Here is a 26,948-nt window from a genome sequence, read left to right on the forward strand (position 1 = left end):
AACATAGCTATCGGCTCTCCAAGTAATGGTAAGTTCGAAAACCATAAGGAATATACGTTTGCCAAATATCCTTAGCACTGTACGTAAATATTTTGATGAATTTGCCTCTAATTGAGTCAGAATTACTTCTTCTTCAATTTCATCGCAACCGGATCCCATTTAATCACTTTCTGACTGAAATAGCTTTCGTTACAAGCCAGAACCGGTGCCGCGGCACGAAATGCAAAAACCGGGTCTTCTATCGTTTGGACACTTCCCTTTTTTAAATTTTCGAAAAAATCCCTGAAATGATCTGCATGCTCATCCTCATCTTTCGGCGCTTCAAAGCGTACTTCTTTAACCGGATCTGCCTTTCTCGTGTCGGCTGGGTATTGTGCGTCATATTGTTTTTTAAATTCCTTTTGCTCACTATCCGAGAACGTATTGAAGCTGTCATACCCACCGAACCCGGGCGCTTTCGGCAGTTTCTTCTTGGTCAGGATCAGGTTATCCTGGGTAAATTCAATTTGTCCTTCCGTCCCGATAATCCGCGTATTATTCGCTATCGCGCCTGCATTTGCAAAATTGACCCGCAGTACCATCTGGAAGTTGGCATGAATATCAGTTTTTGGGTAGTCGAGAATAGAAACCATCACATCGGGTACGTCCCTTCCATCTTTCCAATAACTCAATCCGCCCGACGAAAAAATCCGCTCAGGCCCATTTGAGCCTGTCACAAAATGCACGCCGGTGATCAAATGCACAAAAAGATCGCCCGCCACACCAGTTCCGTAATCCCGGTAGTTTCTCCACCTGAAAAAACGTTTGGCGTCAAAAGGCACTTTCGGAGCATCGCCCAAATAAGCATCCCAGTCTACGGTATTTACGGATGCATCGGTAGGTATCGAGTAGTTCCATGCTCCAATTGCATTGAACCGGTCACTATTTGATTCGACGTAATTTATTTCCCCTATTTCCCCTGCCTGAAAAAGTCTTTTGGCTTCCTTAAATGCCGAAGAGCTGATCCGTTGGCTGCCGACCTGCATCGTTTTCCCCGACTTTTTCCACGCATCTATCACCGATAATCCTTCATTGATATGGTGTACCATCGGCTTTTCACAATACACATGCTTCCCGGCGGCAAGCGACGCCTTGGTAATATGGTCGTGCCAATGGTCGGAAGTAACTACGAGCACTGCATCGATGTCCTTTCTTTCAAGGATTTCCCGGTAGTCCCGGGTTGTAAAAACATCCTTTCCATACAGCTCCTTTACCCTGGTCAGACGGCCGTCGTACAGATCTGCCGCCGCCACGAATTCCGCTCCTGATCCACTTTTAAGCGCCGCATTGGTGTCACTGTGCCCTTGAATGCCCATCCCGATCGTCGCAAATCGTATCTTGTCGTTCGGACTGATTTTTTTGAGGTCTTTGATGATGCTGAATGGCTTGGCGACGCTTTCGCCTGCTACCAATACGGAGGCGGCAGTCACATTTCGAAGGAACTTCCGGCGGGTTGGATTCATTGTAAGAATAAGGAAAAGTTGACAGGATGATTTTGCTAAAATAAATAAAAAACGCTTTTCAAACGGCTTGATTAACAAGTAATAGGATGGAAAAACACGAAAGAGGAAAATTGGCGGAAGAACTGACCATGCTCATCGAGAAAGGGAATGCACATGTGTCATTTTGGGACGCAATTGGAGGTTTACCAGCACAGCTCAGGGGAGCGGTTCCCAAAAATCTGCCTTACAGCATCTGGCAGCTGGTCGAGCACCTGCGGATCACCCAAAAGGATATTCTGGAATTTTCAGAGTCGGAAGCTTATCAGGAAAAAGAATGGCCCAAGGATTATTGGACACCGGCGCTGGAACAGATTGACGAAGAAACCTGGGAAAATTCGCTGGCAGAGATCCGCGAAGATCAGCAACAATTCATCGCATTGCTTCGAAACGAAGAAAATGACCTTTTTACACCTTTCTCCTGGGGCGAAGGCCAGAGTTTGCTCCGCGAGGCAATGCTGATTGCCGACCATAATTCCTATCATACGGCCGAAATTGTGGTGATAAGACGACTATTGAATGCCTGGAAATAGTTACTGACTATATTTCTTCGATCCAGATATCCTTGTAATATACTTTGGCTTTGCCACCTCCGTGGATTTGCAAACCGATAATTCCTTTCTGCGGGATCGACTTGTCGGGCTCAGTGTAGTCGATGGTTTGCGTACCGTTAAGCGAAATTCGAATGCGCCCATTCTCACTGCGTACTTCGTAATCGTTCCATTCATTTCTTTTCAAAATCTTTTCAACTAATGCCGAATCAGGAGCGATCAGGGTTTTGTTCCTTCTCGACTCGTCGTAAAGGCTCGCCCAAAATTTATCACCCAGGTCGGCCTGGTAACCGATCATTTCATAAGCCGGATCTTTGGCCCGCACACTATGGAACTGCACGCCGGTATTGATAAAACCCTCACTGCCGGTCAGCTTGAATTTCACTTTGAGGATAAAATTGGAATAGCTCTTTTTTGTACATAAAAATTCATTGTGAGGCACTGTTTCGCTCAGCGAGCCGCCAGCGATCGCACCGTCCTCAATTCCCCAGGTCGTTACCGTATCGCCTTCCCAACCATTAAAAGTTTTTCCATCAAAAAGTGAAACCGGCTTTTTTTCTGGCGACACCGTGCAGCTCATCAGTATAAGCAGGATGGCGGCGAGCGGGTAGCGTGTCATTTTCGGCATAAGATTTGTATTTTAGCGTTCCGATGATATCTTGGATGTAATAAGTTTTAAAAGCGCCCGCTTCCAGCAATTTTACTATAAGTTGCAGCGAATACAGCTCCGGCGCAGTTTTTTTAATACTTTAACGAGTCTGTGAATGTCCGTTTTTCAAATATGAAATCACATTTATTGGGCTTCTTCTAACGCTTTTTTTTAATAGTATTTGCGCTTTAAATGACCATCCGGCATTTTAAAGCTCCCTTAATCCGTATGATTGATTCTTTTAACGACCGTAAAGACGATCTGTTGGTCGCCATTGAAAGGTTCCAGCTTGTTGCCAAAGCTACCCACGACGTCATCTGGGACTGGGATCTGATTAACAATACCGTTTGGTGGAACGAAGGTATGCGGGAAAATTTCGGGCATGCAATCGAGGGCCTCCAGGAGGGGATCGATTCCTGGTACGACCGCATCCATCCCGACGACCATGAGCGGGTGCTGTCAAAAATACATGAGGCGATTGAACTTCATGAGCCGCACTGGACAGATTTTTACCGGTTCCGTCGTGCAAACGGCGAGTACGCCCAGGTGCACGATCGGGGGTATATTATCATCGCCGGCGGGAAACCCGTCCGAATGGTCGGTTCAATGCTGGATCTTACACAACAGCTCAGGCTGGAAAAAGAGCGGGCGGAAAGTGAGGAGAACCTCAAATTCGCTATGCAAGCCGCGCAGCTGGGTACCTGGAATTATGATCCTGCAACCGGGACAATCGCGGCAAACCAGCGTTGCCGCGATTTATATGGAAATCCGGAAGAAGAAATACTTACCTACGAAATCGTTTCCAGATATATTCACCCCGGCGACCTGCAAAAAGCGAAGGAAGCAATAGCCGCTTCGCTCGACCCAAAAATAAGAGCACTTTATGATATCAGGTACCGGACAATCGGCGCGAAAGACAAATCCTTGCGCTGGCTGCATTGTTCCGGCCAGGCATACTTTACCGAAAACGGAACGCCTTACCGATTTGCGGGAATTACCAGGGATATTACAGATGAGGTCCTGAACCGTGAAAAAGTAGAATGGGCTGACCAACAAGCTGCAATGACGATCGAAGGCTCAGGAGCCGGGTCCTTTCTGGTCAATATCGAAACAGATGAAGTGATATACTCCCCCTCCATGGCTCGGATACTTACGGGTCATGAGGACCGGCACGTTACCCGTCACGTATTTATCGAACACGTTCACCCCGAGGACCGGCAGATCCGGGAAAACGCTTACTCCACTGCGGACGAAACCGGCGAGTTGCGCTACGAGGCCAGATTTATCTGGGATAATGGTTCTGTGCACTGGATAAGGGTGATTGGACAATATCTTTTCGACAGTAGCGGCAAAGCTACTTCCCTGTCCGGAATTGTAATGGATATTTCCGACCGTATTGACTCCGAGCAGCGCATTAGAACCAGCGAAGAGCATTTGCGCACCCTTATCCAGCAAGCGCCGGTGGCAACCGCCTTATTTATAGGAAGGGATTTTGTAATTGATATCCCCAATGCAGCCATGTTAAAGCTATGGGGAAAAGGCGACTCGGTGATCGGTAAGCCGCTCCTGGAAGCCCTGCCAGAACTGACCGATCAACCGTTCATTAAAGTTCTCAACCGAATTTATGAAACTGGCGAAGCCCATTCCGAGCAAAGCGCCAGGGGAGATATCGTCGTTAACGGAAGATTACAGACTTTTTATTATGATTATACATACAAACCGCTTAGGAATGCAAGGGGGGAAATATATGCCATCCTGGATATGGCCGTTGACGTAACTGAGCAGGTTAAGTCCCGCCAGGCGCTCGAAAAAAGTGAAGAAAGATACAGGCAGCTCGCCAACGAGCTGGAAAGGCGGGTGCAGCAGCGGACTGCCGAACTGAACCAGACGAATGCAGAGCTAATCAATTCCAACAATAACCTGCAACAATTTGCATATGCGGCTAGCCACGATATGCAGGAACCACTCCGGAAAATTCAGTCGTTCGGCTCTCGGTTGCAGTCCCTTTATTCGAAGGAACTGGATGAAAACGGCGTGTTTATGCTCAACAGAATCCAGGATGCATCCAAAAGAATGTCGATGATGATTGATGATCTGCTGGCTTATTCAAGATTGACGACCCGCGACACGGAATTCCAGCCGGTGGACATGAAGGAAATTGTCAGTAATGTGCTGACCGACCTGGAAATTGCGATCCAGGAACAGCGTACCCGGATCGTTACAGATGATTTACCAGTAATTTTTGGAAACCGCTCCCAGCTGACCCAGTTAATGCAGAATCTGCTCAGTAATGCGATCAAATACAGAAAAACTGACGAACCTTCCGAAATCAGGCTGTCGTCGAGAGCAGCAACGGCTGACGAGCTTGTCTATATAACCAAACCCCTGGATGGGCACAAGTATGCGCGCATTGAAGTTTCAGACAACGGGATCGGTTTTGATGAAATATACCTCGACCGGATATTCCAGATGTTCCAGCGCCTGCACGGACGCAGCGAATTTTCCGGCTCAGGAATCGGATTGGCGCTGTGTAAAAAAGTAGTGCAGAACCACCACGGGCACATTACTGCCAGGAGCGCGGTTGGTGAAGGATCAGCTTTTATCGTATTTCTTCCGGTTGTCGACGTAAAATAGAGCTGCGGTGTACAGCTCTATTTTTTCCAGATATCCTCGTAATCCTGCGGATGCCGGCGGAATTGCGCATGCACGTACTGACAGAGCGGCAGCACTTGTAATTGCTCCTTGCGGGCGTATGCAACCATCGCATCGAACATTTCTTTGGCAAAGCCCTTTCCCTCCATTTCCGGGTCTACCTCTGTATGATACACGGTAAGTGTGGTTTCGCTGAGCCCGATCACCATTTCTCCGATCTGCTTCCCCTCCTGCTCAATATAAAAAGCGCCCCGCTTCTGGTTGTCCAGCTTCAATTGTATTTCACTCATAAACAATGTTTTAAACTCCTTGCGCAACTTTTTTCATCTTTTCCAGCCCGGTTTTGGCAACCAGCAATGCATCCTGTGCATAGTATCCCTGATTGAATACTTCGAAAGAAAGGATGACAGGTTTCTCAGGATTTTTGAGATTCTTTAAAAGTTCTTTAAGCGGCGCCACCCCGTCGCCAGCGTAAACCCGGTCGGCGTCAGTAATCGTTTCACGTGGCGGTGTTTTCGGGTAATCGTTAATGTGAAATATCTCTACCAGCGGCTTGCCTACATCTTTTACACTATCCATTCCCGAGCCTCCCTTATGCAGATGGTAAACATCCATCAAAACGCGCGCGGAAGGGTGATCCGCTTCTACTGCCACATATAAAAGTTCGCCCACCCTGCTTAAATTTTTGGAAAAGCCCCACAGTTCCAGGTGTGGAGCCACTTTTGTCGTTTCGCCCAATTCCAAAATTGCCCGGTAACGTTCTGCGACCTTTTTCAGATCAAGCGAATCGCCGGTCGTCGCACCCATCGGAGGAGCCGCCACGCGTGGACAACCGATGGCAGCGAGCTGTTCCATTTCCAGTTTCAGCTGTTCCAAAGCCTTACTTCTGGTAGCAGTGTCGTCAACGATCCAGGGCGCAAAACCGATCGCATCCTCTACTTTCAAGCCGAGATCATCGATGATTGTTTTGGCTTCTTTCAGGTTTCCTCCATTTTTGAGGTAATCCTGCAAGGTATTGATCCATATCTCAACAGACCCGTAGCCGGCTTTTGCGGCAACTTCCAATTCCTTGCGAAAGCCAAGTTTGTGACCGCGCAATGTGCTCATATTGAGCGAATATATAAATGGTTCTTTTTTCACTTTCGAAGTCCCGGCGGGTAAAAGTCCTGTACCACTGACAGCCAGCATCGAGGACATTGCTTCTCTACGGTTCATATAATAGGAATGATGAGATAAATTAGTCTACTCGTTAAAGGGGCGCAGTGGAATTTTTTACCGCAACTAAATGTAAATTGGTTTACAAAACCACGTTGAAACCTTGCTCATGGAAACCTCAGACTACAAATTGCCAGCCCTCACGCACATTGGACATGTGCACCTTAAAGTCGCCGATCTGGAACGCTCACTTGATTTTTATTGCGGCCTGTTGGGATTTGAAATCACAACCCGGTATGGAGATCAGGCGGTTTTCATCTCGGCCGGCGGTTACCATCACCATATCGGTTTGAATACCTGGTACAGCAAAGACGCACCACCGGCGGGCCAGCATGGTGTCGGGCTTTTTCACACTGCTATTCTTTACCCAACCCGCAAAGACCTCGCAACCATTCTGGACCGCCTTTTGAAAGCCAAATATCCTCTTTCCGGCGCCAGCGACCATGGCGTTTCCGAAGCGCTATATCTCAATGATCCCGACAATAACGGTGTAGAATTGTATTGGGACAGACCAAAAGAACTATGGTCCTACCTGCCCGATGGTTCGATAGAAATGTTTACCAGATCATTGAATATGCGCGGATTGCTCGGTGAGTTGGGCGAGTAATCTAGTATTTCATCAGCAGATTCAGCAATTTTCTATCGAGTTTCTGACCCTGGAAATCCTCGTAAGCCACATCGTCACGGCGTGAATTGAGCACACCAAAATCCCCCGAAAACTCCCAGAGCGAAAACCCGATCCCGGCGGAAGAAAGAATATCGAGTACGTCCGAAAACCAGGCGAGAAATACCGGATGTGGTGTTTTATTCCAGCATCCGCATTCACCGCAGTGCACCCCTATTCCTTTGGCCACCAGGTCTATCCAGGGTTTGTAGTACTTTTCCAGCATTGCCCTGCTGAGGTATTGGTCACCAACCTGCCCAGGCCACTTTACCTCCGGCAGGTTGTCCGTTTCCTTCATTGCCCACGGTGCCTTATAATGTGAAATAATGCCTGGATGATAACCCCGGCAACTTTGACCGATGTCAAGATCGGCCAGCTCGGGTATTACTGAGCTGCCTACATCGTTTCCGTCTGCAATGATCAGGTGATTCGGGTTTTCTTTCCTGATCGCCTCCTGGGCTGCGAGGGCAAGTTTTCTGTACATAGCTCCGGGTACCGAAGATCTTTTTGAATGCTGATCGTTCATATCTTCCCGCATACTTGGCTCATTAAGGAGATCGAAGCTGATCAGTTCGGACGATACATTTTTATAACGTTTGGCCCACATGTTCCAATGAAAGCAGAATGCGTCCAGCGCTTTTTGGTCCGTCCAAAGATTATAGGGTTCATGAAATCCCGCATTGATGCAATAGCCTGGCGCGCGGTGCAGGTTCAGGCTCACATGCATTTTATATTTATGTGCGGTACTTACCAGCTTATCTATTTTATCAACTGCCTGCTGGTCAATCTGGTAAACCTCTTCCGGAGTGATATTTTTACTTCTGTCGAATTTAAGATAAGCGGGATAAGCCATGGGTATTCTCACAAAATCAAATCCCCAGTCGCTCATCCATTTAAAATATTCTTCGGTCGTTGGCTTGCGGCTGGATGCGGGGTCCGGGGAAAAGAAATCAAGCAGGTTAAAGCCTTTCCATTTGGGCAGCTTGTTCTTTGCATTCTGTGATTGGAAGGTAAATCCCGGAACAGTCCCGACAGCAACCAATGCGCCTGTATTTTTAATGAAAGTCCTTCGATGCATCGTGAATCTGATTATCGTTGTTACTTCCTTTAAAATACAGGCGCAGGAAACATTTACTTAGCATGATCCCGCCCGATGCGGTCTCCGGCAAAACCTTACCTGGAATAAATCATACCCGATACCGTGTAACCGGTGCGGCCTTTGAAATTATAAACCATCTCGACCGCCTGGTCCTGGATATATTTTGCCTTCATTTTCTTGTGAAAATCATCGGGCTGTTTCACTCCATTCACGATGAGTTCTTCCTGACTTAATTTGTAAGAAAGACTACCCTTATCCTTCACCAGTCCGGCGTCGGAAAGATCCTTGATAAGGGCATTTTGCTTTTTCTCAAACTCTTTACGGTCTTTTTCGGCATTTTGTCTCGCCACTTCTGCCTTTTCACGGGCCTTTTCTGCTTCCTCCCTGTTATGGCCAGCGGCAATATGCATTTTCTCCGCCTCTTCACGTAATTTGATGGCCTGGTGGCGAAGGTGCTCGGCCTGTTCGCGTATTTTCTCGGCAGCTTTCCGGCTGTCATCCGCATGCAATCTGCTTTGTTCCGCTGCATCCCTCAGGTTTTCAGCATTGGCGCGTTCGGTATCGGCCTTCGCGCGCATTTCGTCTGCGTTTCTACGCTCAACTTCAGCTCGCTCATGAGCCACTTTGATCTCCTGCTCTATCTGGTCGACCTCTTTTTCGTATAAGTCATATTGATCAGCCGGTATTTCCTTGCCGTCAATGTCCAGTGAAATAATTTTTCCAGCCTTTTTAACGATCTGATATTCTTTACCGCCCGATGTAACGTGATAGGTACTCACACCTTCACTCGCCGAGTATACATTAGCTGAGTAAATGGTGTTATCTGATATAGCCCCCGTTTTCTTTTTTGGTAAAGTGTCAGGGTGATAGTCAGCATGTTGATTGGCAGGGTTTTGAATTGCTACCGATGCATTGATCTGCCGGTCTGTTGCCGGCTGTCTTTGTGGGTCGGATTTTGTCATTGCAGCCGAAAAAGCGGTTACAGCAACCAGACTTAGTGTTACAAATAATTTTTCCATGGCGTTTAATTGTTTATTGTTTTGATAGATAATGCGTTTGATCCTGTCAAGCAGGTGGTTCCGCTTTCTTGAAAAAGCCAATCCTGCGGTCGGTCCTTTCAGGCTATATTCCTGGAAAGTGACCAGTGCATGTACCAAAGAATGACTGTCCTGCATGACCGAGATAGCCAGATCGTCGCAGCAATGCTCGCGTTCCTCCCGGATCAGCCCCGAAAGCCAGAGCAGTGCAGGATTGAAAAAGAATATATTTTCACAAACAATTTGCACAAGGTTGATCAGGTAATCACGGCGTTTGATATGCGCTAATTCGTGCAGCAGAATGGCTTCGATCTGTTCAGTACTGAGGTTGCACAACATTCCGATCGGAAGCAGGATGACCGGTTTCAAATAACCTGCCACCATAGGCACTTTGACCAAAGCCGACTCGAGTAACTGAACGGGTTGGGCTATACGCATCTTTCCGCAAAGTCTTCGTAAATGCGCTTCCCATTGTTCGTCAGGCTCGGTAACGCGCTGTGTCCTGATCTTTTTCAGGTAAAATAGACCACTGGCAGCACTAACTGATTTGAGGGTAAAAACAAATAGCCATATCGTAACAATCAGGGATGAATGCCCGGTGCAAAAGCGAATAGCCGGTTTAATCCAAAACTCTTTTAAGCTGGCTCCAAACGACTCACCGGGACTGTTGTTAAGATATATAGTAGTTTTTTTGTGTGATACGAATTCGTAGGCATTCGAAAGTGACGCGCGACTATCTTCTGTTATTTGCAGCCAGAAAGTGCCCCCTGCCATCAATATAAATGCAAGTAGCAGGCCTGCAAGCAAATTATACCTCAGCGCCGGCTTTGATTTTTTCGTAAACCATAACACAACGCCGGCCAAAACTGCAATAATCAATCCCTGCCAGATTGAATGCATCAGCATCAGACAAACCGACTGGACTAATTTTTCAACGAAAGACTGATTCCAAAAGCTCAAATCCATGGCTAACAGATTTATGTTATTTTTCCAGATTGTTCAAAAAACGCTTGATTTCGTCCAGCTCTTCCGACGAGGTTTTTTTATTCCCAAATAATTGCATGACCAGGCTGGTGGCAGAACCTTTGTACATGGAATCGACAAACTTCTCAAGTAATGCCGTTTTCGTCCGATCCTCAGCCTCCGCCGGGCTATATACGTGTTTCATACTGCTTTCGTCGCGGAGCAATATTCCCTTCTCGGCCATAATTTGCATTAGCTTCAAAGTAGACGAATACTGAACCGCCCGTTTTTCCTCATTCAGCTTATCATTGACGAACCGGACGGTCGACGGACCATGCTCCCAAAGCACCTGCAATATTTCCAATTCTGACTTAGTAGGTTCCATTTTCACGTTTTTAAATTACCAACACCTCAAAGGTAGGAAATTTTTCGTACGAACAAATTTTTATGTTTGTTTTTTTACGCCATTGTCGACGCCATTGTTGGTGTTGTCACCAACAATCATGCACAACGCGAAAGCGCAGCAGAGTTGATCCATATAGTGCGTCAAGCTATATTGAAGTCGGTGACAACACCAACTTCGGCACATACCGCACATACAAATTAATCCTAGTAGTGCGTAACGAATTAATAGGATTCGGCCTGTCCGCCATTGTTGGTGTTGTCACCAACAATCATGCAAAACGCAAAAGCGCAGTAAAGTCAATCCATGTAGTGCGACAAGAATTCAAAAGGATTCGGCCCCTGGTGATAGAACTGGTAGGAGCTATAAAAATATCGCGACTCATCAGCTGCCAGCGTCCATCCTCTGTCCGCCATTGTTGGTGTTGTCACCAACAATCATGCACAGCGCAAAAGCGCACTAAAGTCAATCCATGTAGTGCGACAAGAATTCAAAAGGATTCGGCCCCTGGTGATAGAACTGGTAGGAGCTATAAAAATATCGCGACTCGTCAGCTGCCAGCGTCCATCCTTTTTGTATTGGATTACGATGGATGTAATTCAACTTTTGTTCCAGTATCTCAGGCGAATACAGATCGATACTCAATGGATTTCTTTGCCAAAACTGATACTGACGATCCTTTGACCGCACTTCAAAACCTGATAATAATGGACTCTTGCTATCAACTAAATCGAATTTGATTTGCTGAGCCGTGTATTTCAAGAAATCCCGTTGCACATTCTGCAAAAGAAGATTCTTATTGATCCGCCATATCAAATGGATATGGTTTGGCATAATTACGAAACCATGAATTTTGACTCGTCCGTTATTCACCAGAAATCTCATACTTTCGATGATGATATCCTTGTATTTATCTGACGCCAGAATGTCTTTCCAGCGAAGTATCGTCGCAGTAAAGAATTGAATGTAATGTGTTTCCATCAGCTTTTTCCCTTTTAGACGTCGAAGGAAAGCTTTGGTAACATGTTGGCGGATTGCATGCTCGTTGGTGACAACACCAACGATGGCGGAAATGTCTTTCCAGCGAAGTATCGTCGCAGTAAAGAATTGAATGTAATGTGTTTCCATCAGCTTTTTCCCTTTTAGACGTCGAAGGAAAGCTTTGGTAACATGTTGGCGGATTGCATGCTCGTTGGTGACAACAGCAACGATGGCGGAACGATGGGGGAAAATTGAATATAATCTGTTTCCATCGGCTTTTCCCTTAGACGTCGACAGAAAGCTTTGGTAACATGTTGGCGGATTGTATGCTCGTTGGTGACAACACCAACGATGGCGAGACATGTTGGCGGATCGCATGTTCGTTGGTGACAACACCAACGATGGCGGAAACACCAACGATGGCGAGGCGGACGCATCATTGTCGGCGTTGTCACCAACAACAGCCGCCACAACGGCCGCCACCAACATAAAAAATGCCGCCACCTCGCGGCAGCGGCATTTTCCTTATTACATGTTAGCCTAAGCCATCAACGCTTTCCGTGCATACTCAACACACTTCGCTGTTTCCTTCACAGCATCCGAGCCCGCCGGTATTTCGTATTCCAGCTCGATGGTTGCCGGAAATTTGTATTTCTTGCTACGCATTAGTTCAAGCACAGGAATAATCGGCGTGTCGCCGGAACCCCATACCACATTTGCTCCGCCATTCGCTTTGGATTTGCGATCCTTGATGTGCATGCTCTTAATGTGCTCGTGTTTGGCATTGATGAGGTCAATCGGCTCGAAACCTGCCGCCACGTAATGCCCCATATCGAGGTTCATTGCATTGTATTTCGACTGACCCAGTGCGGTATCCCACCAGGTTGGCGTTTGCTGAGTGTGCCCGTGATAGGCAATGAATGTTTTGTTTTTGGCAGCGATATCTCCCAAACGCTTGGTTTGAGCCGAATCATTCGGCAATTCGACCGTCGCCTGATTTGCCCCCAATGCTTTTGCTGCGCGCAGTGCGTAATCGACTTCCGCATCCGTATTATTTACGCCCAAAGCATTTGGCTTGTAAGCATAGATGGTTACACCTGCATCATTATACATTTTTCGCAGCTGCGTGAACTTATCCATCGAAACTTTGGCGCGCCATTCGGCCATTTTGGTACCATGCTCCTTCATGGCGGCCCTCTGGTCTTCCGTCATTTCCGGGCGCTTACCGTCCGGGCCGGGCGTCATATTCGGGCGTGGCGGCGCTTCCGGCGCTCCTGCAAACTGCTCAGGCGTATTGCCCATCATTTCGATCGCGCTGATATTACATTCAACGCAATATTTCAATATACTTTCCGCATCCTGCGGCATACTGCGCCACGAATAGGTAATCGCGCCGACCTGCACGCCGTTGAAAAGTGAATTCGGTTTGCCTAAGTTCTTGATATAAGCCGGTGCGCCGATAACAGGCGTACGGAGCAGCGCAAAACCTGCGGCTGCAAGTGCCGAGGTGCCTAAAAACCGACGTCTGGACAAGTCTTGATCTTCCATGAGTTGTATAAATTTGGAATAGTTTGGTTAGTAATATCTGCCTACATATTTATTCTCGACAATCATTTTCTTCATTTTCGCCGGATCAATGGGCCCTTGTTGCGAATACACAATCTTTCCACCCGGCTCAACGAGTAAAGTATAAGGTAAAGCGCCCTGCCATTTCGGGTCTACTGCCTCGATTAGCTTATATTTATCATCCACATTAAAAATGTAATTGGGATTGGAAGCATATTTTCCCTGCAAAAATTTCAATGCTTTTGCCTTTTTATCCGGACTATCGGCGCTGATAGAGACAAACTCGAAATCGCGGCCCCTGTACATGTGATGCATCGTCATAAAATCAGGGAATTCAGTTACACAAGGCCCGCACCACGTTGCCCAAACGTTGATCAGCCGAAGCTTATCCGTCTTATTTTGAATCAATTCCTTCAAACCGGCTTCGTCGATCGTTTCCAGCTTTACCGGTTCTTTGGCCCAGCCAGCCTGCTCGCTTTGCGCCCCGGATTCCTTTGCCGCCCATTTCATTGAACAGCCGAACGTTTTGGTATTTGCTACCGGAACAGGCTTGCCTGCAACCAGTGCCTCAATTGCATTTCTGGCGTCCATATTTTTAGGCGTGCCGGTTGGTTTTTCTACATCGTCGATTCTACCGTTGTACTGCAATTTTCGGCTTTTGTCAAATATAAAAATATGAGGCGTCGCTACCGGGCCGTACGCCAAAGCCGTTTTCTGATCATCTCCATCATATAAATAGGGGAAGTTATAACCCATATCTTTTGCCCGGATCTTCATTTCATCGTAAGTATCACTCAGGTCTGTATAACCCAGTTCATCAAGCCGGATCGCTTTGGGATCATTGGAAGAAATAGCAATTACGGCTACCTTTTTCGTCTTAAAATCAGCGGCTAATGCTTTAATACGTCCTTCGTAAGCTTGTGCAGTCGGACAGTGGTTGCAGGTAAAAACGATTGCCAGAACTTCGGCGGCGGCAAAACTTTTCAATGAATAACGTTTTCCGTCTGTTCCGAGCAAATTGAAATCCGGTGCTGCCGCACCGATTTTCAGCGTTTCCGGTTGATCCGCGCTCATTACTTTGCCGGCGGCTACCAATAGAATAAACAACAAGACTGAAATTCTGTAACGTGAGCACATAAGTCTGGCAGTTTAATTTCAACATTAATTTAAGCCAAAAGAAATAACACTCCAACAAAATACTGTTTTTGTACCATATTGTGATTTTAAAAGTGGCGAGAATGAATTTTGTAGAAATATTAAACTTGTCCAACCACTTGATGTGGGATTATTCTGAATTTCCAGGAAAGTGCTGACATACTGCTGTCATACAGCCTGACTTACTTTGAATATAAATAACTGATCAACTAAAAAGATATCAAAATGGCAGGATCAAACGGATTTCGGGGATTTGCGACGATGACAATTTATGCCGCCGATCACAAAGCTGCAATCGACTGGTACACAAAAGTTTTCGGCATAGCGCCCTATTTCAACAAGCCGGGCTATTCCGAATTTCGCATTGGTGACTATGAAAACGAAATGGGTATCATTGATGCCAAATACGCCCCTCCCGGCGCGGCTGATAAACCGGCAGGAGTGATTACTTCCTGGCATGTAGACGATCTTCCGGGAACATTTCAAAGATTGCTTTCATTAGGAGCCACAGAGTACCAGCCCATTATCGAACGCGGCGCTGGTTTTATAACCGCCGCAGTTGTCGATCCTTTCGGCAATATTCTCGGCATTATGACCAACCCGCACTACCTCGAAATCCTCGGAAAGAATGGAAACTAAGGACGGAAAAGAAGTAATTCAAGCCGCTTCTGCCAGTGAATGGCGGGAGTGGCTCGACAAAAATGCGGACACTGCGAGCATCGTGTACCTGGTGATTTATAATAAAAATAGCAAAGTTCCCAGCATTGGATACGCCGAATCGGTGGAACACGCGCTATGTTACGGCTGGATTGACAGCAAGACCATGAAACGTGATGAAAACAGTGTGTACCAGACATTTACAAAAAGAAAACCTGTCAGCAACTGGGCGAAAAGCAATAAAGAACGAGTTGCCCGCATGACGGAGCTGGGCTTAATGCGCCCGCAAGGCCAGGCCATGATCGATCTCGCCAAACAAAACGGCTCCTGGGACAAGCTTACTGACGTCGAAAACGAAGTACTGGCCGACGATCTGAAGCAGGCTTTCGCGACAAACAAAAAGGCGTTCGAAAACTTCATGGCCTTCGCGCCCTCCGCCCGTAAATTCATCCTCCAATGGATTTACGCTGCCAAAAGACCTGAAACACGGGAAAAGCGTATTAAGGAAACGGTGGAGAAAGCAGCGGAGAATTTGAAGGCTTATGCCTGAAATAAGTTTAAATAAAAACAGTTAACTCATTGTCTTACAACAAGTATATAGCGAGTATCATTACAGTCCAGACGGTGAATGCTGAAGTATTTGGAGATAGATAAAGGAGTCACCGGCACTACACTTTTGGTTATTTAACCGTATTCTCCAATACAATCACCGAAGGCCCGTCGGAGAGCCATTTTTGGCCTAGTCCGGTTTTGTCGCCTTTGGGGATGAAGTAGACGAAAGAGCCCAGAACAATATCCGTGTCCCCGTCTCCATCCATATCACCGGCATCCATGACCGACCATCTGCCTTCGGGCGATTCAGGAAATGAATAATCCCTAAATTTCAGTCTGCCCTTGTTTTCCAGGTAAACGAAGCTTTCGTGTGGGTAGCGCTTGTAGTCCGGGAAGAAAGATATCGCGGCAATATCCAGATCGCCATCCAGGTCATAATCCCGCGCCATAGCCTTGTATGCACCATTCAACTGGTAGAAATACGCCTGTTTGAAGTTAGATTTACCGTCGTTTAGATATATATATACCCCGTGGTAATCTTTCAGGATCGGCGTTTTGTCTGCGTTGTCGCCGCATACGTATATGATATCGTCGAAACCGTCTTTGTTAAAATCGGCCAGTTCCATGTATTGTGAGCCGTTGAGCGGCGAAAAAGTTAACAGGCGCTTTTCCTTGAACTGACCTTGTCCCTGATTTTCATATAACAAAATCCCCTCATCCGCCTGCGCCATCAGTACATAGATATCAGGCAGTTTGTCTCCATTCGCATCTTTGATAATGGCCGTGATCGCGCCGGGGCGCTCATTCAGCACCCTCTTATCGTACCCGCCTCTCCCGTTGTTTGCATACCAGGCCAACTGACCAGTTTCATTACCAAATTCACAAGCGACAATGTCTTCGAAACCGTCATTGTTCAGGTCACCGTAGGCCATATTTACGGGTCGGCGCAAGTTGGAAACAGGAGTATTGGACAATGCATAACCTGCCGCACCTTTCACCCATCTTTGCACCGAACCTTCCGCTGCATCGGTAGGAAAAACCGTATTACCGATCGTCGTCACATAGAGCTCTTTGGATGTCTGGTAAAAATGCACCGGAGCAGAGGGCAACGCTATGGTATATTGCGCTTCGAGACGCGGATTAAGGAAAGTCATTTTTTTCTGCTTACCCTTCCCGTCGCTGAACACAATCCCTTGTTTATCAGGCAATATCTTCACCATCGTTGTCAATGCAGGTCGGTGGGCAGTTGGCGGCTTTCTGTATTTAAAATGTCGTAGTCCCAATTGGATCTTACGGCTGCGAACCGGTGCGGGGATACTGTCCGGCGCATTATCCAGATAGTACTGCTCTATTTTTTGCCAATCTGCCTTCGAAATAATAGGCTTTTCGGGAAAGATATGGGCGCTTTTCACCACTGAGCCACCGGTTTTAGGATTGAATAAACTGTCCGGCCTGGTGACGCCGGCGTAGATACCCATTCGTTGGCCCATTGCAGGAAGTACCTTTTGCCAGCTGGCTTTCGGAAGTATTTGTGGACTGACCAATAGGTGACAACGGCTGCAATGCGCTATCGAAAGCTCCCTTCCCGAAAGATTCGAAACAGCAGGCTCTTTCAAATCTGCATCGTCATCTTGTTTCCTGGATTTACAGGAAAGAATTGTACAAAGGAGAATACAAAAAAGGAGAGTTTGTTTCATTCTAATTTTAATACATTGAACCACAATTTATGAAAGCCGCCCCATGTATCAACTCTCCTACTATTGTTTCGGGCTACTATTGGCACTAACAGAAATCAATCCCACATTCGTGCCCATTCGTGCATTCGTGGCCAGAGAAGAAATAAAAATCAATCCAGCAGACAGCGCCAAAATGGTTTTTATCCCTTCCGGCGAATTCATCATGGGCAGCGATTTCTCCGAGCTTGAAGCTATCTGGAAAAAATTTCAATGGGACCGTCAGGAATTACAATTTACAAAAAGCGAACAGCCAGCGCACCGGGTATCATTAGACGGTTTCTGGATGTATCAAACCCTGGTCACCGTCGCCCAGTACCGGAAGTTTTCCAGGCTAACCAACCGTCAAATGCCTGAATCACCCATCTACGGCTGGGCAGAGGAGCATCCGGTTGTGAATGTAAGCTGGCACGATGCCACAGCCTATTGCGATTGGGCCGGCGGCAGGCTTCCCACTGAGGCAGAATGGGAACGCGCAGCAAGAGGCAGCCACAATGGAATCGGCGATAATGCCAGACATATATTTACCTGGGGCGATTCAATGCCCGTCAAACCAGTGGCTAATCTCGCCGATGAAATATTTCTGAAATCGGGCTACTACGCCAATCCAAACTTTCACATTTTTCGCGGCTATACCGACGGCTTTGTAACCGCGTCGCCAGTCCGCCAATTTCCAGCCAATGGATCAGGTCTTTTCGACATGGCCGGGAATGTACTGGAATGGTGCAGCGACTGGTATGCGCTTGATTACTACCGGCATTCTCCCTCCAAAAATCCAAAAGGCCCCGCAACCGGCGACCGGCGTGTTTTGCGGGGAGGGGCATTTGATACCATCCCAACGATTACCCGGATCGCGCGGCGACTTGGCAACTATCCTGATATCAAAAACAATGAAAAAGGATTTCGCTGTGTTTTTGAAAAATGACTTAATTCAAAATCACTTCCCTGGCAATGCCACCTGCGCATTCGTTTTCAGATAGGCGATAAGATCAGTCACTTCTTTGTCACTCAAATTCTCCAATAACCCCGTCGGCATCATGGAGGCGGGCGTCACTTCCCGCGTTTGGATATCCGATTTATTGATATTGACCGCGTCCTGGCCCACAATTCGGAGCGTCACCTGTCTTTCAGTTTCTTTGGCAATATTACCAACGTAGGTTCGGCCGTCGCGGGTGGTGACTACTACCATTTTGTAATCATCCTGTATTTCACCGCTCGGATCGAGGATATTCCCTAATAAATAATCGAGATTCGCCCGATTGGAACCGGTCAGCTCAGGACCGATAATACCACCTTCGCCATACAATTTATGACAAGGCGCGCAGGTATTCTGGAAAACCATTCTTCCGTTCGCCTTGTTCGCCGAGGCGACGGATTGATCAGTAAGCAGGCCGCGATACTTCTTATACGCTTTTTCATCAAAAGCAACGTGATCTATCGGCCCCCATACTTCCACAAAACCACTGCCCACAACCCGCCGTAACTGACGCGCCACGAAGGTTGGGACGTCCTTTTTCGGGATCGTATTTTTAGAAATAGCCTGCGTCAGCAGCCAGCCCGATTTCGGACGCGAGGCCAGCGTTTGGATCGCTTCGGATTTCTCGGTATTGTTCAGTTTAGAATAACGCTCAATCAGCGATTTAGCCAGAGGTTCGTTGTCGAATGCGGCTATACTTCTGATCACTTGCAATCGCAATTTGTTATCGTCCAGCAATGCCGGCAACTCTTTCAACAACTCCGGCCGCTGGCGGCTGGTAAGAGATTGAAGTGCCCTGGTTCGCTGGTCGAGCGGTGCGGTTTTACTTTTCAAGATGGCCAGATCCGCTTTTGACGCTTCCGTATCGCCAAACTGACGCGATAACTCAGTGGCCAGCTTGGCTGTTGCGTTATCTGCCTGTTTCAACTTCGCATATACCGCATTCCAGTTGGCCGGTGTTTTGATATCCGTCCTCCCGTCAAGGCCGTCGCGCATTCCTTCAAGCAGGTTCGTCCGGTTCGCAGGCGCTTTGCCGATTGCAGCAACGAGCATTTGAATCTGGTCTGCGTCAACAGTCCGGCGTGCAATAAATTGGGTCACCATCGGGATTTTTGATTTTTCCGACATGGTAAGCGCTTTGGCAGGATTCGCTTTCACAAGAGGTTCGATACCAAACCAGATCATCTTCGGCAGATTATGGTCCTCCGAATCTTCCGCGTGCGAAAGCAGTCCGGCTGCAACATTCCATTTTGCAGCATCGTCCATCCGCTGCAATGCTGCCGCCAGGTACAACCTCACCACCGCCGACTTTTCCTTAACCGCCATTTTAGTAAACTTAGCAACTGCATTTGCCGAGGGTTTGCGATCTTCCGTCAAAAACTGTACAGCCCAGCCGCGGATGTACGGATCCTGGTCGTCAAGCGCTTTTGTCAATGCATTTTCATCCAGGTTACCAGTCACATTCAGAGTCCACATCGCCCTGAGCCTGTGATCGGCATTGCCGGTAGATTGATACAATTCTGTCAATTTTTTCAATGCAGCCGGGTCGATCTTTCCCTTGCCTGCTCTGTTTTGCAGGATAATTTGTGCCCGGCGCGCATGCCACTCGCTTTTGCTGGTCTGGAGATCCGCGAGCTCGGTATCCTTCATTTTGTTAAGGTCGGAATACCTGCCTTTCCAATCTTCCGCCAGTGATTTTTTGGGGGTTATTCTAAAAATGCGCCCGGTTTCCGAGTTAAGTACATCAGAACCGCAAATATCTGCATCGTGCCAATCCAGCACATACATCGCGCCTTCCGGGCCGATTTCCATACTAAACCCTACCCACTGCGCATTGTTGGCCATCATAAAATCGTCGCCGTGCTTACCCGAAAAACCAGAGCCTTTTGGCACCAGTACATCCGACAAAATCCCATGCTCATGGATATTGGCCATGAAAATCTTACCTCTTTCATTCTCAGGAAATGCGTCCGACAAATACACCCGCGCGCCACCGTGCGCCGAGCGGTGACTGTGATCGGCAATAGTTTTAATATCATTATAAACGTAGGGATTAAAGTGCTGCCCGCCCTGGCGATGGTAAATACCTCCGGGAATCACATGCCATAAATGAGGTATCACACAGGCAGTAATGAGCATCTGACCCTTCGCGTCAAAATCAACTCCCCACGGATTACTGAAACCGTGCGCGACTACTTCGAAGATTTTTTTAGTAGGATGATAGCGCCACACACCCCCATTGATATCAACCCCATTTTCAACCTGTATATCTTCCGGAAACGGGTCTTTGTGTTTAAAAAGCTGCCCTTTTCCGATCGGCTTACCCACTTTCGAAGGTGTCGCAAAACCCTGCAAACCGTACAGCCAGCCATCAGGGCCCCAGTGAAAGCTGTTCAGCGTTTCATGCCGGTCGCGGATTCCCCAGCCGGTCAGGCGCACTTCAATATCCTCCATATCGGCTTTATCGTCACCGTTTTTATCAGGGACAAAAAGCAAATTTGGCGGCGCACCTATAAACACTCCGTCAAAACCCACGGCCAGCGCAGAAGGAAATGCGATTCCCTCCATAAACACTTTTTTACTATCCGCCACGCCGTCGTGGTCGGTATCTTCCAGGATCAGGATCCGGCTGTTGCCTGCATTCGAAAATCCTTTCCCGCGCGATTCATAGTCTTTATTCTCTGCAATCCACATCCGTCCTCTATCGTCCCAGCAAAATGCCATCGGCTGTGTCATCATCGGTTCGGAGGCCCAGGCATTTACCTGAAAACCATCCTTGATCGTCATCGCAGCTACTGCTTCCTGCGCACTGAGAAACTTGGCTTCCCTGCCCTCTTTCTGCGCCAGTGCCCACAAGGCGGTGGCGCTGTAAAGACCATTATCGCCCACAAATTCACCAAACGTTTTGTTCAGCTCCACATCATTCAATTCTCCTGTGTAGATGACGAGTTCGTGTTTGATGATTTCAGTTTCGCCTTTTTTAATATGCCAGTCGCCTTTCCGGGCACGCGCCGGACCGGCTCCCAGCTGCCCGTCGACCCGCCAAATCTGCGGATAGCCTTTGTTTTGTTTATGATCAAGAATTGCAATATGCGCCAGATCGTCGCGGCCCTCCACCTGCATACCAATATCCACCCAGTGCGCTGCCTGTCCTTCTGCTTTCTCGTTCTTTTGCCGCGCCGCATTCACTACCTCGCCTTTAATTCCCTCTTTCCAGGGCATTCTTACGAACAGGCCGCCGTAATCATACTTACCGATCGTCACATCCGTTTGCGCCTCCCCATTCCATTCAAGATCGAGGAGATATTTGCCATCCTTAATCCGCATTGACCAGTTTTGCGTCTCAGTCAGCACGGCGGTACCGGTGGAATCGAGCAGGTCGTAAACCGTTTGCCATTTAACCTCAACACCCTTACCCTGAACCACTTGCGACGAAACTTTGCGCCAGTAACTTCCCTCGGGATGATGAAAATAATCGCGGCCGTTTACGCGGGTATATCCCCAGTAAATGCCGGTCTGATGTTTGTGGTGTCCGGGGCTGTATTCAGTGAGCACGCCCTTTCCGTCGGGAGCCATGATCGGGTGCAGATAGGGCCTGAAATCTTTTTTCGCATTTTGTACCAATATTGGCTGTCCGCCGGTACTTTTCGAGATGCTGATCACTTCGCCATCGCTGCTGGCCACCGCTTTCAGCTGGATATCCTGGGGAAGTATCCTTGCGGACTGCTCGGCTGGCTTGCGGAAATCATAGCCAAAATTGATCAATAAAAAAACCAGAAATAATGGCACTGACCTCATCAAATTCATAAAAAATTGCGGATTTTAGGATAATATCAGGATGGATTTTTCTTCCCGATTGTTAGCAGGATAAGTAGATTCTGCACAGAAATTACTCGCAAAATCACAATCAGCCACGAGCATTAAAGGTTATGACTTTTATAAAAATCATCTTCCTGTTTATTCTGATCATGATGATGCAGCATCGGGGGATCATCTATCGCACTGGCAAAACCACTGTTGCGCAGAAAAAAGCGGTGGAGGCTAACGAATCTGTTTTACCCAAAAGCAAAAACTTGCTGGGTTCCTGGCGAATGTACGGAGTCAATCAGGGAGATCCGATTGCACTGGGGCCGGATGGAAAAACGCTGGAAAATACGCCGATGAGCAAGAAAGAACTGTTTATATCCTTTTTTCCCGACGGCAGTTTTACCCAGATCCGTGATAACAATGTTTACAGTATCGGAAAATGGTCGTATGATAGTACTTCGCAATCCGTTTTTCTCACGTCAGAAAGAATTACCCAGGAGGTAGGCATCGCATTCAATATGGCAGAAAACGGACTTCGGGTGATGCATTTTGAATTCAACCCGCAGGAGAATATGCTGCTGATGGAATATGGAAAACCGCTCAGCAACTACCGTGAAGATCCGTTTTTTGCAAAAAATAACGAGTGGCGCATCAAACCTGAAAAGGCTGAGAATGCAGGCCAGCTACGCAGCAGGCTAAGCAACTATTTACTGCATAATATCTACCTTTTGAAGGCTGCAAAAATCCGTGAGCACAATCGGGTTTCCTGGGAATTTTCGGAAGGTATACTCCGGATCTACAATCCCGGCATTGGCGTGGTCAAGCCCGGCCAGGTCCCTGCCGCCTGGATCAATACCTTTCATTCACAGGAAGATGCCAAAAAAGCGTTTGGGATCTTCGAAGACTGTATAGCCCGCTCGAAGTTCAAAGGCAACGGTAGCGGAAATTGGGTGGAGCAGAATTACAGGATCCTGACGGATATCCGCAACGGACTTGCCCCCGGCCGTTTAAGGGGAGAGACACGACACAATGCCAAAAAAAGCCCCCAACAGGGGGTTTAGGGGTAAAGTGCGGAGCCGAAGCTCCGCGCTGACACTTTTAAAGGACGGTTTACAGGATGTAAAATTTATCGGGCGTGTAAACCACCGGAACCTGATCGTCGCGCATCATTTGTTTCAGGTCACGTTCGATGTTCCGCGAAATGGTCATCACCGGCGTATCTGTTGGTTTGTTTTCAAATGGATCTTGCAGGTGAATAGCCATTTTCTCGATCAAAAAGAAGCAGGCAGTAATCACGATCAACACCGGAACCATCAGAAAACCAAATAGCTGCACCAGCCCGAAAGGCAATAGTAAGATGAAGAAGTGCAATGCAAGATGGATATATAAACTATAAGTCGAAGGGAAAACCGTATTCTTGATACGCTCACATTTTCCCATTGCGTCGCAAAGGCGGGTCAGGGTACCATCAATTTCGATTTGCTGATAAGGATTCACCCAGCCCTGCTTCAACGCATTTTTAAGATCGCGGGCATGTAACTGGAGTAGTCCGACGTGCTTGTTGTCATAATCCTTTACATATTCGTATTCCTCTTCGGTCACGAATTTGCTGATCAGCGGAAGCGGGTCATCCTTGCGCAGCCCTTTTCCCAAAGCATAGCACCAGGCAATCTGTCTTTTGATCATCCGCTTTTTAAAACCGTCGATACTTTCAGAATCATAAGGCTCTTCCATCAGCGAAATGATCTGGCGGGCCAGGGTGCGCGAATCGTTGACAATTGCTCCCCAGATGATCCGCGCTTCCCACCAGCGGTCGTACGCCTGGTTGGAGCGGAATGCCAGCAGCAGGGATATGATCGTCCCCAAAACCGTGGGAACCGTCATCGGAATGGAGATATTGGTGATGTGAAAGTTCTGGTAAATGATTTCTATCGCCACACCATAAATTGTCACAAAAAATATCTCATATTTTATTTTACCGAAAATATATCGGATCGGAATGTTCTTTTTGAGCAGCATAATTGGATCACATTATCATTTCACACATTTCTTTCACAAACGTCTCAGTTCATTGCCGACGATTCGGCGAATGCCGAGATGCTGATCAGGTCAGCGTTGATCAAAGGAATGCCACTCTTTTTCAGGACCGGAAGTGCGTCCAGACTGGCCTTATTGAGCTTTGGAAAACCATGGCGCTCCGAATACGCAATGCTATCGACTTCATGGTATTCCATGAAATTTTTGAGTGCGGCCAGCTTGCTTCCGTAAAAGAAATCGATCTTGATGCTTTTCAGATTTTCGGAGTACTCATCTTTGAGCAATTTACAATCCGACCAAAAGGATTCGGAGACGAATTCAAACTCCTTTTCACGGTAGCCTGAGAAAAGCAGGTCCTGGATATCGTCCGCCACATGGAAGAGGTGGGTAAAAACAATCTTCACTTCCTCATTGGAGTCTCTTACGATCGCTTCGGCAACCTGAATACTTTCATTCGTAAAATCTGTTGGGATCATTACAGTCTTCATACTCTCTATCGGTTTGATTAACAATGATTTTCCCTGAATAAATCAGTGATACAATGTTACGGCAGAGATATTAGGCTGTCTTAAGAGGGAAATTATAATACAGTGTGAGACTTATTAGAATGGGATGAGAATGTTAAAACCGGATTAGAGACGGGCTTTTCTGAATGGAAGAAACGTTTTGAAGCGGGTGCCGGCACCTACTTTGCTTTGCACATCGACCTTGCCCTCGTGCATGCGGATGATATTGTGCGCCAGCGGCAGGCCGATCCCGTAGCCTTTGTAGCGTTCGGTATTGGATGCCCGGAAAAACGGCACGAAGATCTGCCCGATTTCCCGATCCGGTATGCCGATTCCTTCATCTACAATTTCAACGATTGCATCATGCTGGTCGGAGCTGATGATGATCTCGACCGGCTTGTTGTCGGAATATTTACAACTGTTCAGGACAATGTTCGTAAATGCAGCTTTCAAAAGCACTTTATTCCCGTTAACAACCAGCTTTTCTTCATTCTCCGGAAGCAGATCGAAGTTAATGCTTACCCTGTTATCGGCATTAATCTTGTCCGCCGCCTCCTTTACAGATAAAATCAGCTCATCGATGCGCAGCCACCCCCATTCTTCCTTCTTCCCGTCAAATCCCGTCTGGGCAAGGCTTAGCATGCTGCTCGTCAGGTGTTCGAGCTTTTCGGATTCCTTATATATATTGTGGAGCGATTGCCGCGCATTTTCGGGTAGCGACGGAACGCTCAGTCCCAGCTCGGCCTCGCCCGTGATTACCGTAAGTGGCGTTTTGAATTCATGCGAGGCATTGCTGACGAAGTTATTCTGTATTTCAAAGGTAATTTCCAGCCGGTCGAGCATATCATTGAAAGTCCTCGAAAGGTCCTCAATATCATCGTCACTGTTGTCGATCACGAGACGCTGGTGCAGGTTATGGGCATTGATCCCCTTCACATTGCGGATAATCCGACGGATTGGCTTGAAGATCTCATCAGAAAAAAGCTTGCCGAAAGTAAAAATAAAAACCAGCGAAATCAGGAAACCGGTCACGAGCAGGTTTTTAAGATTTTCCATTTCCGCCAACCCATAAAGGTCCACCGCCGACGAAATAACAACAATCTTTTTATCACCATCGACAATCCTTCTGCCTACATAGGAAGTATCATTTGCGAAAAATCGGGCTTCATTGTTTTGCAGCAATTCTTCATAAAAACTCTCCGGTAAGGGCAGCCTGGGCCGTGCTTTGGGATCCGCGACCGATAGCAGTACTTTATGTTTTTCAAAAGCAAGGTCGCCCAGGTGCCTTTTTTTGATATCATAATAAATTGGCTTTCGCGATTCATTCTCTTCCAGGATCGCGTGACCGATGATATCAGAGCGCACTTCGAGCCGGTGGTAGAAGCTGGATGAAATACTTTCGGAAGCAAAAATGTAGACGAATACGCTCAGCGCGACTATAATACTCGCCGACAGTAATGTGAAAAGTAATGCAATCTTATTTTGAATCTTCATAGGCCTGACGCACCACATAGCCCATTCCGAAAACGGTATGAATAAGCTTTACATCGTGGTTTTTATCTATTTTTTTCCTTAGATAGTTGATGTAAACGTCGACGACGTTGGTACCCAGGTTGAAGTTGATGTCCCAGACATTTTCCAGGATTTCGATCCGGTTCAGTACCCTGTTGGTATTGGAGAGCAGATATTCCAGCAAACGGAACTCTGTCGCGGTAAGATCAATGGTGGCGGAGCCCCTTTTAACGGTCTTCGTTACTTTGTCGAGCGTAAGGTCGCCCAGGCTTAGTATCCCTTCCTTTTTCTCCACTTCTTTTCCCCTGCGCGTAAGGGTCCGCAGGCGGGCTTCCAACTCGGCGAGCTTGAAAGGTTTTGTCATGTAATCGTCAGCACCTGCGTCGAGGCCTGAAACAATGTTTTCGGTGGTCCCGAGCGCGGTGAGCATCAGTATCGGTTTTATAAACTGGGCGTTTCGCAGTCTGCGGCATACCTCCATTCCGTTGATCATCGGGATCATCAGGTCGAGGACCACAATATCGAAACTATGTTGAAGCGCCATTTCCAGCCCCGACTTTCCGTCCATCGCAATTGTAATCTCATATCCCGAAGCGGATAATCCGCGCTGAATCACGGAAATGACACCCGGATCGTCCTCAATAAGCAGAATCTTCATTAGTATCGTTTAATTCCCAGCATAGGTCGTGCTGTCA

Annotated in this window: 23 protein-coding genes; 7 read left to right on the plus strand and 16 right to left on the minus strand. The window is 47.4% G+C overall.

Going from position 1 to position 26,948, the window contains the following annotated elements:
• Positions 1 to 122: 122 nt before the first annotated feature.
• Positions 123 to 1,502 (minus strand): Gfo/Idh/MocA family protein, encoded by a 1,380-nt coding sequence (locus tag FXO21_RS27585; protein ID WP_149643112.1) that lies wholly within the window; start codon positions 1,500 to 1,502, stop codon positions 123 to 125.
• Between the two features lie 86 nt (positions 1,503 to 1,588).
• Between FXO21_RS27585 and FXO21_RS27590 the strand changes: the two genes are divergently transcribed.
• A complete protein-coding gene (locus tag FXO21_RS27590; protein ID WP_149643113.1) occupies positions 1,589 to 2,071 on the plus strand; it encodes a DinB family protein in 483 nt (160 codons plus the stop codon).
• 7 nt (positions 2,072 to 2,078) lie between these two features.
• Here the strand turns inward: FXO21_RS27590 and FXO21_RS27595 are convergent, their stop codons facing one another.
• Positions 2,079 to 2,669, minus strand: coding sequence for a 3-keto-disaccharide hydrolase (locus FXO21_RS27595; protein ID WP_225865930.1), 591 nt, complete (start codon positions 2,667 to 2,669; stop codon positions 2,079 to 2,081).
• Positions 2,670 to 2,966: 297 nt separating this feature from the next.
• Here FXO21_RS27595 and FXO21_RS27600 point away from each other — a divergent pair, with 297 nt between their 5' ends.
• Complete coding sequence (locus FXO21_RS27600) at positions 2,967 to 5,372, plus strand: PAS domain-containing sensor histidine kinase (RefSeq protein ID WP_149643114.1); 2,406 nt, start codon at positions 2,967 to 2,969, stop codon at positions 5,370 to 5,372.
• A gap of 17 nt (positions 5,373 to 5,389) precedes the next feature.
• On the opposite strand, the gene FXO21_RS27605 is transcribed toward FXO21_RS27600, so the two are convergent.
• Positions 5,390 to 5,680 (minus strand): GNAT family N-acetyltransferase, encoded by a 291-nt coding sequence (locus tag FXO21_RS27605; RefSeq protein WP_149643115.1) that lies wholly within the window; start codon positions 5,678 to 5,680, stop codon positions 5,390 to 5,392.
• Between the two features lie 10 nt (positions 5,681 to 5,690).
• Positions 5,691 to 6,605: a sugar phosphate isomerase/epimerase family protein gene (locus FXO21_RS27610; protein WP_149643116.1), complete on the minus strand. Its 915-nt coding sequence runs from the start codon at positions 6,603 to 6,605 to the stop codon at positions 5,691 to 5,693.
• A 109-nt stretch (positions 6,606 to 6,714) separates the two neighbouring features.
• Between FXO21_RS27610 and FXO21_RS27615 the strand changes: the two genes are divergently transcribed.
• Complete coding sequence (locus FXO21_RS27615) at positions 6,715 to 7,212, plus strand: VOC family protein (RefSeq protein WP_149643117.1); 498 nt, start codon at positions 6,715 to 6,717, stop codon at positions 7,210 to 7,212.
• A 1-nt stretch (position 7,213) separates the two neighbouring features.
• On the opposite strand, the gene FXO21_RS27620 is transcribed toward FXO21_RS27615, so the two are convergent.
• From FXO21_RS27620 to FXO21_RS27645, 6 genes are all read right to left on the minus strand, one after another.
• Positions 7,214 to 8,347 (minus strand): glycoside hydrolase family 5 protein, encoded by a 1,134-nt coding sequence (locus FXO21_RS27620; protein ID WP_149643118.1) that lies wholly within the window; start codon positions 8,345 to 8,347, stop codon positions 7,214 to 7,216.
• A gap of 95 nt (positions 8,348 to 8,442) precedes the next feature.
• The gene (locus FXO21_RS27625) at positions 8,443 to 10,371 is read right to left on the minus strand and encodes a M56 family metallopeptidase (RefSeq protein WP_149643119.1); all 1,929 of its coding nucleotides are present in this window, start codon (positions 10,369 to 10,371) and stop codon (positions 8,443 to 8,445) included.
• Between the two features lie 16 nt (positions 10,372 to 10,387).
• Entirely contained in the window at positions 10,388 to 10,753 is a 366-nt protein-coding gene (locus FXO21_RS27630; protein WP_149643120.1) for a BlaI/MecI/CopY family transcriptional regulator, read from the minus strand.
• A gap of 483 nt (positions 10,754 to 11,236) precedes the next feature.
• On the minus strand, positions 11,237 to 12,256 hold the full coding sequence (locus FXO21_RS29035) for a transposase (RefSeq protein WP_225865890.1): 1,020 nt from the start codon (positions 12,254 to 12,256) through the stop codon (positions 11,237 to 11,239).
• 36 nt (positions 12,257 to 12,292) lie between these two features.
• Entirely contained in the window at positions 12,293 to 13,300 is a 1,008-nt protein-coding gene (locus FXO21_RS27640; protein ID WP_149643121.1) for a sugar phosphate isomerase/epimerase family protein, read from the minus strand.
• Between the two features lie 27 nt (positions 13,301 to 13,327).
• Entirely contained in the window at positions 13,328 to 14,455 is a 1,128-nt protein-coding gene (locus FXO21_RS27645; RefSeq protein WP_149643122.1) for a redoxin domain-containing protein, read from the minus strand.
• Positions 14,456 to 14,698: 243 nt separating this feature from the next.
• Between FXO21_RS27645 and FXO21_RS27650 the strand changes: the two genes are divergently transcribed.
• Together FXO21_RS27650 and FXO21_RS27655 are read left to right on the plus strand one after the other, a co-directional pair.
• The gene (locus FXO21_RS27650) at positions 14,699 to 15,112 is read left to right on the plus strand and encodes a VOC family protein (RefSeq protein ID WP_149643123.1); all 414 of its coding nucleotides are present in this window, start codon (positions 14,699 to 14,701) and stop codon (positions 15,110 to 15,112) included.
• On the plus strand, positions 15,102 to 15,680 hold the full coding sequence (locus tag FXO21_RS27655; protein WP_149643124.1) for a YdeI/OmpD-associated family protein: 579 nt from the start codon (positions 15,102 to 15,104) through the stop codon (positions 15,678 to 15,680). Before FXO21_RS27650 ends, FXO21_RS27655 begins: the two co-directional genes overlap by 11 nt.
• Positions 15,681 to 15,810: 130 nt before the next feature.
• On the opposite strand, the gene FXO21_RS27660 is transcribed toward FXO21_RS27655, so the two are convergent.
• Positions 15,811 to 17,379, minus strand: coding sequence for an FG-GAP repeat domain-containing protein (locus FXO21_RS27660; protein WP_149643125.1), 1,569 nt, complete (start codon positions 17,377 to 17,379; stop codon positions 15,811 to 15,813).
• A gap of 43 nt (positions 17,380 to 17,422) precedes the next feature.
• On the opposite strand from FXO21_RS27660, the gene FXO21_RS27665 reads away from it, so the two are divergent.
• Positions 17,423 to 18,340 (plus strand): formylglycine-generating enzyme family protein, encoded by a 918-nt coding sequence (locus FXO21_RS27665; protein ID WP_149643126.1) that lies wholly within the window; start codon positions 17,423 to 17,425, stop codon positions 18,338 to 18,340.
• A 12-nt stretch (positions 18,341 to 18,352) separates the two neighbouring features.
• On the opposite strand, the gene FXO21_RS27670 is transcribed toward FXO21_RS27665, so the two are convergent.
• Positions 18,353 to 22,189, minus strand: a complete 3,837-nt coding sequence (locus tag FXO21_RS27670; RefSeq protein WP_409014848.1) for a PVC-type heme-binding CxxCH protein — start codon at positions 22,187 to 22,189, stop codon at positions 18,353 to 18,355.
• A gap of 131 nt (positions 22,190 to 22,320) precedes the next feature.
• Between FXO21_RS27670 and FXO21_RS27675 the strand changes: the two genes are divergently transcribed.
• Positions 22,321 to 23,259: a hypothetical protein gene (locus FXO21_RS27675; RefSeq protein WP_149643128.1), complete on the plus strand. Its 939-nt coding sequence runs from the start codon at positions 22,321 to 22,323 to the stop codon at positions 23,257 to 23,259.
• A 49-nt stretch (positions 23,260 to 23,308) separates the two neighbouring features.
• Here FXO21_RS27675 and FXO21_RS27680 read toward each other — a convergent pair whose 3' ends face one another.
• From FXO21_RS27680 to FXO21_RS27695, 4 genes are all read right to left on the minus strand, one after another.
• A complete protein-coding gene (locus FXO21_RS27680) occupies positions 23,309 to 24,217 on the minus strand; it encodes a bestrophin family protein (RefSeq protein ID WP_149643129.1) in 909 nt (302 codons plus the stop codon).
• A 44-nt stretch (positions 24,218 to 24,261) separates the two neighbouring features.
• The gene (locus FXO21_RS27685; protein WP_149643130.1) at positions 24,262 to 24,723 is read right to left on the minus strand and encodes a hypothetical protein; all 462 of its coding nucleotides are present in this window, start codon (positions 24,721 to 24,723) and stop codon (positions 24,262 to 24,264) included.
• Between the two features lie 144 nt (positions 24,724 to 24,867).
• A complete protein-coding gene (locus tag FXO21_RS27690; RefSeq protein WP_149643131.1) occupies positions 24,868 to 26,235 on the minus strand; it encodes a HAMP domain-containing sensor histidine kinase in 1,368 nt (455 codons plus the stop codon).
• A complete protein-coding gene (locus tag FXO21_RS27695; RefSeq protein WP_149643132.1) occupies positions 26,219 to 26,911 on the minus strand; it encodes a response regulator transcription factor in 693 nt (230 codons plus the stop codon). Before FXO21_RS27695 ends, FXO21_RS27690 begins: the two co-directional genes overlap by 17 nt.
• Positions 26,912 to 26,948 lie beyond the last annotated feature (37 nt).

It is taken from the genome of Dyadobacter sp. UC 10 (assembly GCF_008369915.1).
Classification (GTDB): Bacteria; Bacteroidota; Bacteroidia; order Cytophagales; family Spirosomataceae; genus Dyadobacter.

What these genes read in the sequence shown, in the direction of transcription:
- FXO21_RS27675 (WP_149643128.1), top strand. Translation starts at nt 22,321, where the DNA reads ATGACTTTTATAAAAATCATCTTCCTGTTTATTCTGATCATGATGATG.
- FXO21_RS27600 (WP_149643114.1), top strand. Translation starts at nt 2,967, where the DNA reads ATGATTGATTCTTTTAACGACCGTAAAGACGATCTGTTGGTCGCCATT.
- FXO21_RS27610 (WP_149643116.1), bottom strand. Translation starts at nt 6,605, where the DNA reads ATGAACCGTAGAGAAGCAATGTCCTCGATGCTGGCTGTCAGTGGTACA.
- FXO21_RS27595 (WP_225865930.1), bottom strand. Translation starts at nt 2,669, where the DNA reads ATGAGCTGCACGGTGTCGCCAGAAAAAAAGCCGGTTTCACTTTTTGAT.
- FXO21_RS27685 (WP_149643130.1), bottom strand. Translation starts at nt 24,723, where the DNA reads ATGAAGACTGTAATGATCCCAACAGATTTTACGAATGAAAGTATTCAG.
- FXO21_RS27585 (WP_149643112.1), bottom strand. Translation starts at nt 1,502, where the DNA reads ATGAATCCAACCCGCCGGAAGTTCCTTCGAAATGTGACTGCCGCCTCC.
- FXO21_RS27665 (WP_149643126.1), top strand. Translation starts at nt 17,423, where the DNA reads ATGTATCAACTCTCCTACTATTGTTTCGGGCTACTATTGGCACTAACA.
- FXO21_RS27625 (WP_149643119.1), bottom strand. Translation starts at nt 10,371, where the DNA reads ATGGATTTGAGCTTTTGGAATCAGTCTTTCGTTGAAAAATTAGTCCAG.
- FXO21_RS27650 (WP_149643123.1), top strand. Translation starts at nt 14,699, where the DNA reads ATGGCAGGATCAAACGGATTTCGGGGATTTGCGACGATGACAATTTAT.
- FXO21_RS27660 (WP_149643125.1), bottom strand. Translation starts at nt 17,379, where the DNA reads ATGAAACAAACTCTCCTTTTTTGTATTCTCCTTTGTACAATTCTTTCC.
- FXO21_RS27640 (WP_149643121.1), bottom strand. Translation starts at nt 13,300, where the DNA reads ATGGAAGATCAAGACTTGTCCAGACGTCGGTTTTTAGGCACCTCGGCA.
- FXO21_RS27680 (WP_149643129.1), bottom strand. Translation starts at nt 24,217, where the DNA reads ATGCTGCTCAAAAAGAACATTCCGATCCGATATATTTTCGGTAAAATA.
- FXO21_RS27645 (WP_149643122.1), bottom strand. Translation starts at nt 14,455, where the DNA reads ATGTGCTCACGTTACAGAATTTCAGTCTTGTTGTTTATTCTATTGGTA.
- FXO21_RS27615 (WP_149643117.1), top strand. Translation starts at nt 6,715, where the DNA reads ATGGAAACCTCAGACTACAAATTGCCAGCCCTCACGCACATTGGACAT.
- FXO21_RS27690 (WP_149643131.1), bottom strand. Translation starts at nt 26,235, where the DNA reads ATGAAGATTCAAAATAAGATTGCATTACTTTTCACATTACTGTCGGCG.
- FXO21_RS27605 (WP_149643115.1), bottom strand. Translation starts at nt 5,680, where the DNA reads ATGAGTGAAATACAATTGAAGCTGGACAACCAGAAGCGGGGCGCTTTT.
- FXO21_RS27630 (WP_149643120.1), bottom strand. Translation starts at nt 10,753, where the DNA reads ATGGAACCTACTAAGTCAGAATTGGAAATATTGCAGGTGCTTTGGGAG.
- FXO21_RS27695 (WP_149643132.1), bottom strand. Translation starts at nt 26,911, where the DNA reads ATGAAGATTCTGCTTATTGAGGACGATCCGGGTGTCATTTCCGTGATT.
- FXO21_RS27670 (WP_409014848.1), bottom strand. Translation starts at nt 22,189, where the DNA reads ATGAGGTCAGTGCCATTATTTCTGGTTTTTTTATTGATCAATTTTGGC.
- FXO21_RS27590 (WP_149643113.1), top strand. Translation starts at nt 1,589, where the DNA reads ATGGAAAAACACGAAAGAGGAAAATTGGCGGAAGAACTGACCATGCTC.
- FXO21_RS27620 (WP_149643118.1), bottom strand. Translation starts at nt 8,347, where the DNA reads ATGCATCGAAGGACTTTCATTAAAAATACAGGCGCATTGGTTGCTGTC.
- FXO21_RS27655 (WP_149643124.1), top strand. Translation starts at nt 15,102, where the DNA reads ATGGAAACTAAGGACGGAAAAGAAGTAATTCAAGCCGCTTCTGCCAGT.